This is a genomic window from Nocardia sp. NPDC004722 (assembly GCF_053601505.1).
Genome location: NZ_JBSGBY010000322.1, coordinates 1 through 9,655, shown reverse-complemented (window position 1 = coordinate 9,655; position 9,655 = coordinate 1). Strand labels below are relative to the sequence as shown.

The 9,655-nt window shown below is 68.5% G+C and carries 11 protein-coding genes; 7 read left to right on the top strand and 4 right to left on the bottom strand.

From position 1 onward, the window contains the following. A partial coding sequence (locus tag ACWELQ_RS27445; protein ID WP_452399930.1) for an ATP-dependent DNA ligase occupies positions 1 to 1,327 on the top strand: 1,327 nt, incomplete at its 5' end. A 314-nt stretch (positions 1,328 to 1,641) separates the two neighbouring features. Here ACWELQ_RS27445 and ACWELQ_RS27440 read toward each other — a convergent pair. Further along, a complete protein-coding gene (locus ACWELQ_RS27440) occupies positions 1,642 to 2,082 on the bottom strand; it encodes a DUF4254 domain-containing protein (protein WP_452399929.1) in 441 nt (146 codons plus the stop codon). 97 nt (positions 2,083 to 2,179) lie between these two features. Between ACWELQ_RS27440 and ACWELQ_RS27435 the strand changes: the two genes are divergently transcribed. The 6 genes from ACWELQ_RS27435 (at position 2,180) to ACWELQ_RS27410 (ending at position 7,266) form a co-directional block, all read left to right on the top strand. Beyond that, entirely contained in the window at positions 2,180 to 3,145 is a 966-nt protein-coding gene (locus tag ACWELQ_RS27435) for a hexose kinase (protein ID WP_452399928.1), read from the top strand. A gap of 114 nt (positions 3,146 to 3,259) precedes the next feature. Beyond that, positions 3,260 to 3,628 (top strand): hypothetical protein, encoded by a 369-nt coding sequence (locus tag ACWELQ_RS27430; protein WP_452399927.1) that lies wholly within the window; start codon positions 3,260 to 3,262, stop codon positions 3,626 to 3,628. Between the two features lie 66 nt (positions 3,629 to 3,694). Further along, complete coding sequence (locus ACWELQ_RS27425; protein ID WP_452399926.1) at positions 3,695 to 4,501, top strand: ABC transporter ATP-binding protein; 807 nt, start codon at positions 3,695 to 3,697, stop codon at positions 4,499 to 4,501. Next, positions 4,498 to 5,274, top strand: coding sequence for an ABC transporter permease (locus tag ACWELQ_RS27420; protein WP_452399925.1), 777 nt, complete (start codon positions 4,498 to 4,500; stop codon positions 5,272 to 5,274). The genes ACWELQ_RS27425 and ACWELQ_RS27420 overlap by 4 nt, the downstream gene beginning before the upstream one ends. Further along, a complete protein-coding gene (locus ACWELQ_RS27415) occupies positions 5,274 to 6,077 on the top strand; it encodes an ABC transporter permease (protein WP_452399924.1) in 804 nt (267 codons plus the stop codon). Before ACWELQ_RS27420 ends, ACWELQ_RS27415 begins: the two co-directional genes overlap by 1 nt. Positions 6,078 to 6,156: 79 nt before the next feature. Then, positions 6,157 to 7,266: an ABC transporter substrate-binding protein gene (locus ACWELQ_RS27410; protein ID WP_452399923.1), complete on the top strand. Its 1,110-nt coding sequence runs from the start codon at positions 6,157 to 6,159 to the stop codon at positions 7,264 to 7,266. Positions 7,267 to 7,306: 40 nt separating this feature from the next. On the opposite strand, the gene ACWELQ_RS27405 is transcribed toward ACWELQ_RS27410, so the two are convergent. From ACWELQ_RS27405 to ACWELQ_RS27395, 3 genes are all read right to left on the bottom strand, one after another. Then, positions 7,307 to 8,332, bottom strand: coding sequence for an XdhC family protein (locus ACWELQ_RS27405; protein ID WP_452399922.1), 1,026 nt, complete (start codon positions 8,330 to 8,332; stop codon positions 7,307 to 7,309). 13 nt (positions 8,333 to 8,345) lie between these two features. Beyond that, the gene (locus ACWELQ_RS27400; protein WP_452399921.1) at positions 8,346 to 9,104 is read right to left on the bottom strand and encodes a nucleotidyltransferase family protein; all 759 of its coding nucleotides are present in this window, start codon (positions 9,102 to 9,104) and stop codon (positions 8,346 to 8,348) included. 96 nt (positions 9,105 to 9,200) lie between these two features. Next, positions 9,201 to 9,655 (bottom strand): tetratricopeptide repeat protein (locus ACWELQ_RS27395; RefSeq protein ID WP_452399920.1); only part of this gene is annotated, 455 nt, incomplete at its 5' end.

Genomic DNA, 9,655 nt, shown 5'->3' with positions numbered 1-9,655 from the left:
CGAGGTCGACGCCGCCGCGGAGCCGTCGCTCACGGTGGAGGCGGTGGACAAACTGTTCGAGACGCTCGCCGCGGTCGGCGGCAGCGGGTCCACGGCTCGGCGACAGGAACTGCTGAGCGAGCTGTTCGCCGCCGCCACCGCGGACGAGCGTGATTTCCTGATCCGATTGCTGACCGGGGAAATGCGGCAGGGTGCGCTGACCGCGATCGTCGCCGAAGCCGTGACCGCGGCCTTCGAGGTCCCGATCGCCGCGGTCCGCCGCGCGCACATGCTGTCCGGGCGCTTACCGGTCACCGCGGTGGCCGCACGCGAGGGTGGCGTCGTGGCGCTCGCGGCCTTCCGGCTCGAGGTCGGCCGGCCGATCCAGCCGATGCTGGCCTCGCCGGGCGCGACCTTGGACGAGGCGCTGGCCGAGTTCGACGGGGCGGCCAGTGTCGAGGTCAAGATGGACGGGGCCCGCATCCAGGTGCACCGGGACGGTGAGCGGGTGTGGGTCTTCACCCGGACCCTGCGCGACATCACCGCCAGCGTGCCCGAATTGGTGGGTTTGGTGCGGGAATTGGACTGCACCAGCGTGGTCCTCGACGGAGAAACGCTGGCGCTCAACGACTCCGGCCGCCCGCGCCCCTTCCAAGAGACCATGAGCCGCTTCGGCGCGACCACGGCCCAGGAACTGCTGCTGCACCCGTACTTCTTCGACTGCCTGCACCTCGACGGCGCGGATCTGCTCGACGCCCCGCTGCGCGAGCGCCGCGCCGCCCTCACCAAGGTGGCTCCCGGCCTGAGCATCCCGGCCCTGCTCGCCCCCGACGCCGAGGCCGCCGCCGAATACTTCGACGGCGCGCTGGCCGCGGGCCACGAGGGCATCATGATCAAATCCCTGGACGCCCCCTACGCGGCGGGCCGCCGCGGCCGGGCCTGGCAGAAGATCAAACCCACCCACACCCTCGACCTCATCGTGCTGGGCGCGGAATGGGGCTACGGCCGCCGCACCGGCTACCTGTCCAACCTCCACCTCGGCGCCCGCGACCCCGAAGGCGGCGACCCGATCATGGTCGGCAAAACCTTCAAGGGCCTCACCGACGCCCTACTCCAATGGCAGACAGCCGAATTCCCCCGCCACGAACGCACCCGCGACACCGGCACCGTCTACCTCTACCCCGAACTGGTAGTCGAAATAGCCCTCGACGGCGTCCAAACCAGCCCCCGCTACCCCGGCGGCGTAGCCCTCCGCTTCGCCCGCGTAGTCCGCTACCGCCCCGACAAAGACCCCGCCGAAGCCGACACCATAGACACCATCCGAGCCCTCCTACCCGGCACAAAATAGCGCCTGAGAGTCCCGAGAGTTGGCCCCTCCCCTCACAGATGATTCACAGCTGGAACAAGGCACGCTCCGAGCTTCGGAGGCCAGGATTCAGGGGTCGACATCGACCGGACGGTTGTCAGGTGACGAGGAGCAGGTACTGCCACCGCATCTCCCACGCGGATTCCTGCGAAATCGTGCCGTTCGCTCGATTAGACGGTGGACTGCGCATGGTCCACCCTTGTGGCCGGTGGTGCCCTGCCCCCTCGCCGGGCACCGCCGGCCGCGGTCAATTCCGCGGCCGGATGGTCGCGTCTCGCTTCAGGCTTCGTGGAAGGTCAGGCGTCGTAGTCGTGGGTGCCGGTCAGGTTCGGTAGCCGTCGCCGTCCCGTCGCCAGTTCACCCGCCAGATCCTCGTAGGCGATGGCCAGTTCGGTGAGCCGCTGCGCGGCTTCGTGGACCGCGTCGTCGGGTGACATGGCCAGGGTCAGGTAGGCCAGCGCGGAGAACTGGGCGAGCCGGTCGACCACCGTGCCCACGGTTTCGGTGTGCAGGTGGGCGTCGCGCGCCGCCTTGGGGAGTTCGGCCGCCACCCAGCAGTCGATGTCGTGCACCAGCCGGGCGCGATCATGGTCGATCCGATCGGTGCCGCTCGCCGTCGTGAGCCGCCGCTCGTGCAGGTCCGCGAGTAATCCGGCGCAACGCAGCACCGGATGATCTTCGGGGGGCAGGCCGCGGCAGGCCTGCAGCAGCAGGTGTTTGGGCGGAAGCGAGTGCACGGCGACATCCTGCCCTTCGAATATCTCCGAATGGCAACGGCATTCGACCGCACGACATTCGGTGCCACAATGCGCCCCAGGGGTTGCATCAAGTGCCGTGACATGCCGTGATGGTGGGGTGATCCTCACCGTGACGATGAACCCCGCCTACGACATGACGTACCGGGTCGAGCATTTCGAGCGGGGTCGAGCGCAACGGGTGCGTTCGGTGGATCAGCGCCTGGGCGGGCGCGGCATCAATGTCACCCGGGTGCTCAATCAGCTCGGCAAGTACGCGCGCGCCACCGGGTTCTCCGATCATTCCTTCGCGGCCGCCGCCGAACTCGAGATGCCGGTGGACTTCGTGCACGCGCTGCCGTGGGTGCGGCGCACGGTGGTGATCAGCGAATCCGACGACGGCACCGCGACCGCGCTCTGGGAGCCCGGGCCGCGGGTCACCGAACCGCACGCCGTCGATCAGCTCCGAGTGCGGGTCAACGGTTTCCTCTCCGATATGAGCGGCCTGGTGATCGCCGGTTCGCTGCCCGGCGGAGTCAGCGCGGGTGTGCCCGCCGAACTGGCCCGCACCGCCCTGGCCGCCGGGGTGCCCACCATCTGCGATTTCGACGGTCAGGCGCTGGAATTGGCGGCCCGCGTGCCCGGCGTGGTGCTCACCCCCAATACCGATGAGCTGGAACGTCTCACCGGCCGCCCGGCGGGCACGATCCCCGAGATCCTGGCGGCCGTGGATCCCCTGATCACCGACGGGGTGGCAGCGGTGGTGGTGACTCGGGGCGGCGCGGGCATGGTCGCGGTCACCCCGACCCGCGCCTGGACCGCGGCCCTGCCGAAACCGCTGGCGGGCAACCCGACCGGCGCGGGTGACGCCGCCGTGGCGGCCCTCATCGCCGCCCTGGCCGCCGACGGTGTGCCGGACTGGCCCACCCTGCTGGCCGACGCGGTCGCGACTTCGGCTGCGGCCGTGGTAATTCCGGTCGCCGGGGAGATCGACCGGGTATTGCGCGAGCGTTTGCTGCCCACCGTGCAGGTGCGCGAACTCGAGATCGTGGGTGCGCGGTCGTAGATCCGCCGGTGTGGAGTCGCTGTGAACCGGCGTGGTGGCGGGGTTCGGGGGGTCGTACGGGGTTAGGTTGGGGGAGTGTCGGACCTAGATACTCAGCCGGGTCGGGGGGCGGGTGTGGACAGGTACCGGATGCCGCGGGTGGTGCGCGCGGCTCAGTTGCTCGCGCTCGGGATGGCCGGGCTGGGTGTCGTCTGCGTGGCCTCGCAGGTCTGGTTGCTCGGGACGCGGTCGGCGATCGCCACGGCGGTCCCGTTCATTCCGGCGTTCCTGCTCGGGTTGGTGGCGTTGACCTTCAACTCCGAGGGGCAGATGGTGCGGATCGGGGCGATCCTGGTGGCCGCCATGAACATGCTGTGGACGGTGCCGTCGATCACCGAGGGACGCCCGCCCGGACCGCTGGGCCCGCTGGTCTCGCTGGCGGTCATCGTATTGCTGTTCCGCCGCGAGGCACGGGACTGGTTCGAGCCCTCAACGTGGTGGTAACAAGTCCGTCATTTCATCTGCCCATTTGCAATCTGCGTGCAATTCCCGGCCCTTACCGTTGGCGCTATGAGTTCGGAGGAAGTCGCCGCGGGTACCGGCATTCATATCAGCGGGCTGAGCAAGACGTTCCGCTCCGGGCGGCGGGTGGTGCAGGCACTGGACGCGGTGGATCTGCATACCGCGCAAGGGGCTTTCCTGTCGTTGCTGGGGCCGTCGGGCTGCGGTAAGTCGACGATTCTGCGGATCCTGGCGGATCTGGATTCGCCGTCTGCGGGCACCGCGATGATCAATGGCGAGACCCCGGCGGAGTTGCGCCGCCGCCACGAGTTCGGGATCGCCTTCCAGGATTCGGCGCTGTTGCCCTGGCGCAGTGTGGAATCCAATATCAAGCTGCCCCTGCAGGTCGCGGGACTGCCCGCGGACAAGGAGCTGGTCGCGGATCTGATCGCGCTGGTCGGCCTGGACGGGTTCGAGAAGGCCAAGCCCGCGCAGCTGTCCGGCGGTATGCGGCAACGGGTTTCGATCGCCCGCGCCCTGGTGGTGAAGCCGACGGTGCTGCTGCTCGACGAACCGTTCGGCGCGCTCGACGATATGACCCGGCAGCGGCTCAACCTCGAACTGCTGCGCATCTGGACCGAGAAGCCCGCCACCACCCTGATGGTCACGCACGGCATCGCCGAGGCGGTCTTCCTCTCCGACGTGGTGGCCGTGATGAGCCCGCGCCCGGGCCGGGTGGTGGAGGTCGTGAACATCGACCTGCCGCGCCCGCGCACCCCGGAGATGATGCGGTCCCCGGAGTTTCACAAGCTGCACGACTACTTGCAGGAACTGCTGTTCGGTCGCAGCGGGCAGGGCGGGGTGGCGTCGGAATGACTCTGAGCGAGCTACGAGACAGACTCCGGATCAGCAGACTGGGCGGGCTGGCGGGCATCCTGGTGCTGCTGGCCGCGTGGACGCTGCTGGCCGAGCTGCGGGTCGCGGGCGGCACCGTGCCGAGCCCGTGGAATGTGGTGCACACCATGTACTCCGACGGCTGGGCGCTCTACGGCCCGAACTTCCGGGTCACGGCGTGGGGCGCGCTGCAAGGCTTCGTGTGGGGCAATGCGCTGGCGATCGTGCTGGCGCTGCTGGTGATCCTGATTCCGCCGATCGAGATGCTGGTCACCCAGCTGGCCATCCTCAGCTATTGCACGCCGCTGCTGGCGCTGGGCCCGATCATCCTGGTCGTGTTCGGCGGCCGCACCCCGACGGTGTTCCTGGCCGCGATGTACTGCTTCTTCACCACCATGGTCGCGACCGTCGCCGGACTGCGGTCCGCGGATCGCACCAGCCTGGATCTGGTGCGCGCCTACGGTGGCGGGCGCTGGCAGCGGCTGTGGCGGGTGCAGGTGATCGCGGCGCTGCCGAATACGTTGGCGGCCTTGAAGATCGCCGCGCCGTCGGCGGTGCTGGGCGCGATCATCGGTGAATATCTGGGCGGCGTGGACAGCGGTATCGGCGTGGCCCTGACCGCGGCGCAGACCGCCTACAACGTGCCGCGCACCTGGGGCATGGCGCTGGCCGCGGCCGCGCTGGCGGGCCTGGGTTATGCGGTGGTCGCGCTGGTGGCGCGGGTGGCGGTGCCGTGGACGCGAGCGGAGGCGTGATGAAGACCCTGGATGTACTGCGTCCGATCGGCAGATTCCTGCTGCCGCTGCTGGTTTCGCTGATCCTGCTGGTGGCGCTGTGGTACGGCTTCCTGAAGCTGTACCCGCAGGTCGGGCTGGTCGGCAAGAGCCCCGGCGACGTGTGGAAGTACCTGGTGACCGGTCCGACCTCGGACACCGCGCGCCGGGTGATCTTCGATGAAATGCGAATCACGTTGAAGGACGCCCTGATCGGCTTCGGCTCCGGTCTCGGCGCGGCGCTGGTCGTGGCCGCGCTGTTCATCGGCGTCCCGGCGGTCGCGCAGGCGTTCATGCCGGTGGCCATGCTGCTGCGGTCGGTGCCGCTGGTGGCCATCACCCCGATCATCGTGCTGGTGTTCGGGCGCGGGCTGCTGGGGGTCACCGTGATGGCGGCCATCGTGGTGTTCTTCCCGGCCCTGGTGATGATCATGACCGGATTGCGGTCCGCACCCCGGCAGGCCACGGAACTCGTTGTGGCCTACGGCGGCTCGAATTGGACGGCCATGCGCATGGTGGCGATCCCGGCCGCGCTGCCGTCGGTGTTCGCCGCCGCGCGTGTCTCGGTGCCGGGCGCGCTGATCGGTGCGCTGCTCGGCGAATGGCTGGGCAGCGGAACCGGATTGGGCGCGGGACTGATCCGCGCGATACCCACCTTCCAATACAACCGGCTGTGGGCGTCGATCGCGCTGGTGACGGTGGTATCGGTGTTCGCGTACGCGGTGGTCGGCGTGGCCGAGAATCTGGTGCTGGCGCGTTTCGCGCCGCAGCAGGGCCGCGAATGACATCACGAGTTAACGTGCCGCACACAAATACCTGCGGAAAAGCAAAATATCTGAAATCGAAACGGCCTACATTCGCCGGATGAGTGGTTTGTTCCGGCCGGATCCGGTCTCGCAGTTGTCCCCGTCGTCGCTGGGGCGTCGATCCTTCCTCCGGTATGCCGGACTCGCCGGTGCGGCGGTCGGCGGCGCCGGGGTGCTGGCCGCCTGCGGCAGCAGCTCCTCGGGCGGCGGCAACGGCAGTTCGGCCGACGGCTCCAAGTACGGGACCGTCGCGGTGCAGCTGTCGTGGTTGAAGAACATCGAATTCGCGGGCGAGTACTTCGCCGACTCCAAGGGCTATTACAAGGACGCCGGATTCGGGTCGGTGAATCTGATCGCGGGCGGCGCGGCCAGCACCTCGGTGGAGGCGGGGCTGGGCACCGGCAAGATCTGGATCGGCATGTCCGCACCGCAGACCACCGCGCCCGCCGTGCTGGAGGGGCTGGCGGCCAAGATCGTCGGCACCACGTATCAGAAGAACCCGTTCTGCATCGTGAGCTCCGCGGCCAAGCCGATCAAGAGTCCGCAGGACATGAAGGGCCGCAAGATCGGTGTGCAGGACACCAATCAGCTCATCTTCAACGCCCTGTTGACCGCCAACGGCATGACGCCCAGCGATGTCACCATCGTGCCCGCGCAATTCGATCCGACGCCGCTGGCCAACGGAGAGGTGGACGGCTGGGTCAGCTACGCCACCAATGAGCCGATCACACTGGCCACCAAGGGATTCCAGAACACGAACTTCCTGTTCGCCGACTACGGGCTGCCCCTGGTGGCGGAGACGCTGACGGTGAGCCAGAAGACCATCGATTCCGAGCGCGACAAGCTCAAGGCGTTCCTGATGGCCGAGGTCAAGGGTTGGAAGGATGCCGTCGCGAGCTCCGAGGAGTCGGCGCGGCTGGCGGTCGAGGTGTACGGCAAGGATCAGCGGCTGGAGCTGAAGGAGCAGACCATGGAGGCCGCCGCCCAGAACGGGCTGGTCGTCTCCGCGGACTCGAAGGTCAACGGGCTGTTCACCATGACCGACGACCTGATCGCGCAGAACATCACCGCGCTCGGCAAGGCCAAGATCGATATCAAGGCCAGTCAGCTGTTCGACCTGTCGGTGCTCAAGGAGATGTACGCCGAGCACCCGGAACTGAAGTCCTAGAGGGGATTTCGTCGGCGGGCGGCTCGTGACAGGTACGCGATCAGCGCACCAGTTGCACGTGCCGCTTGCCGCTCCCCGGGGTGGACGACAGCGGCTCGGCCGAGGTCCCGTTGCGGACCGCCAGCAGTTCGGCGGCGATGGCGACGGCGGTCTCGGCCGGGGTGCGTGCGCCCACATCCAGACCGGCGGGGGAGTGTAGGCGGGCCAGGACGTCGTCGGAGAAGCCGCCCGCCTGCAGGGCCTCGGAACGATGCGCGTGTGAAGCCGGGGTACCCAGGGCGGCCAGGTAACCCAGCTCGGGTAGTCGTAAAGCGACGGTGAGCAAAGGGATTTCGAACTTCGGGTCGTGCGAGAGCACCACCATGGCGGTGCTGGCATCGATCTCGCCGTTGGACGCGAGGGTGTTGAGGTAGCGGTGCGGCCAGTCGACCACCACCTCGCAGCCCGGATACGCCGCCGCGTTGGCGAAGGTCGGGCGGGCGTCGACAATGGTGATCCGGTAGCCGAGCAGCTTGGCCTGGGTGGCCAGCGCGCTCGCGAACACATTGGCGCCCACCAGGATCAGATGCGGCGGCCGCGCGAACGAGGACACGAACACATCCGAATCCGGCAGCGACACCAGTTCGGTGCCGTGCTTGCGGTCGGTGATCAGATGCTGGCCGATCACGTCCGGGTCCGAATGCCACACCACCGTGAACACCGTGACCTGCTTCTGCGCCGCGATATCGGCTGCCACGTCCGGGAATTCGGGGAAATGCCGGCGCGAGAACGGCTCGGTGAAGACGTCCAGGGTGCCGACGCAGTCCATCTGCGCGTCCAGCCCGCTGCCCGGCCCGAAGCGTTGCAGACCGCGCCGACCGGTGCGCGCGGACTCCACCGCGGCCTCGTAGGCGGCGGCCTCCGCGCAGCCCGCAGAGATCGACCCGAAGGCCCGTCCGTCGGCATCCACCACCATGGCCGAACCCACCGGCACCGGCGTACCGCCCTGTGTCCGAACGAGAGTGGCCAGCCCACCCGTCCGTCCGCTGTGCCACACCCGAAGAAGGTCGTCGACGATTTCCCGCATCACATGCTCCCGATCACAGTGCGCTGCCCGCCGGATAATCCCGATCGATCCCCGTTGCGAGGTCATCGCACGTGACGCACACCATATCCGCTCGTTGCCGTAAATAAGTGCCCGCCCCCGAATTTCCCGCCGCACTGGCACACACCCCCGCCCAGTGCCCCCGCCCCAACACCACCGGATGCCCCGGCGCACCCCCGAAAACCGCCCGCGCCAACCCACTCTCAGCCGCCCGCGCGGCAGCGATGACCCGCCCCACCACATCCGCCCCGACATCCGGCGTATCCACCGGCATGATCGCCACGAACCCGGCCGGGCCGACCCGCCCCGCTCCCGCATTCCGCGCGCCGATCTTCCGCGCCTCGGAATTCCGCACCAAGGTATTCCGCGTCACTGTATTCCCCGAAGCAGCTATAGAATCGCCACGTCGCTCCGGGTTTTCCGTCATCCCCGTCAGGTTCGGGGTGGCTGCCGCGGCCAACCCGGCCCGCATCGAAGCACTCACACCGATGTCCCAGTCGGCCGCCCAAACCGGCTGCGCGCCTTCGGGAATCGCGATGCCCGAGGTTTGCGAAACCAGCCAGCCGCCCTCGGGGGTGCGATATGCGGGCCCGGTGGCGCCCAGCACCACGATGATTCGCGCGCATCCACCATCGCGCAGTGCCGCGACAGCCCCGCGCAGCCACCGACCGTCTTCGGCCAGCACTTTCGGCATGCCATACCGCCGACCGGCACCGGCCGCGAGCACGATTCCATCGCAGCGTTCGGGACTCACGCGAGCAGGGTAATCCCGAACGCCCCTGTTCGCTGATCAAGCGACCTACAGGTTGCTCGGGGCGGCCGGGTCATGCAGGTCGAGGACTCGCGCGTGTCACTCGCCGAGGGCGTCGAGTTCGCGGCGGACCTCGTGGAAGAGGACTGCGTCCATGGGTTCGTAGAGGGCCACGGCTTTGCTCAGGCATTCGCGGGCGTGTTCGGTGTCTCCGGTGAGGGCGGCGAGGCGGGCTAGGGCGCGCCAGGCGTCGGCTTGGCCGTGGGGGTCGTCGGTTTGTTCGGCGAGGGTGAGGGAGTCGGTGTAGCAGCGGTGGGCGGAGGCGAACTCGTCGCGGTTGAGGTGGATGTGGCCGAAGCCCCGGATGGTGTCGATGCGCATCCAGGTGTCGCGAAGTTCGGCCGCGATCGCGTAGGCCCGCTCGAGCCGGGCCCAGGCCAGGGTGTAGTCGCCCTGCCGCCGGTCGAGAATGGCGAGGCCCCACAGTGACCAGCCCTCGCCGTAGCGGTCGCCGATGCGCTGGGCCATCTCGAGTGATTCCTGGTAGAGCCGCC

Coding starts and splice junctions, on each gene's coding strand:
- ACWELQ_RS27425 (WP_452399926.1), top strand. CDS start 3,695: ATGAGTTCGGAGGAAGTCGCCGCGGGTACCGGCATTCATATCAGCGGG.
- ACWELQ_RS27420 (WP_452399925.1), top strand. CDS start 4,498: ATGACTCTGAGCGAGCTACGAGACAGACTCCGGATCAGCAGACTGGGC.
- ACWELQ_RS27415 (WP_452399924.1), top strand. CDS start 5,274: ATGAAGACCCTGGATGTACTGCGTCCGATCGGCAGATTCCTGCTGCCG.
- ACWELQ_RS27410 (WP_452399923.1), top strand. CDS start 6,157: ATGAGTGGTTTGTTCCGGCCGGATCCGGTCTCGCAGTTGTCCCCGTCG.
- ACWELQ_RS27405 (WP_452399922.1), bottom strand. CDS start 8,332: ATGCGGGAAATCGTCGACGACCTTCTTCGGGTGTGGCACAGCGGACGG.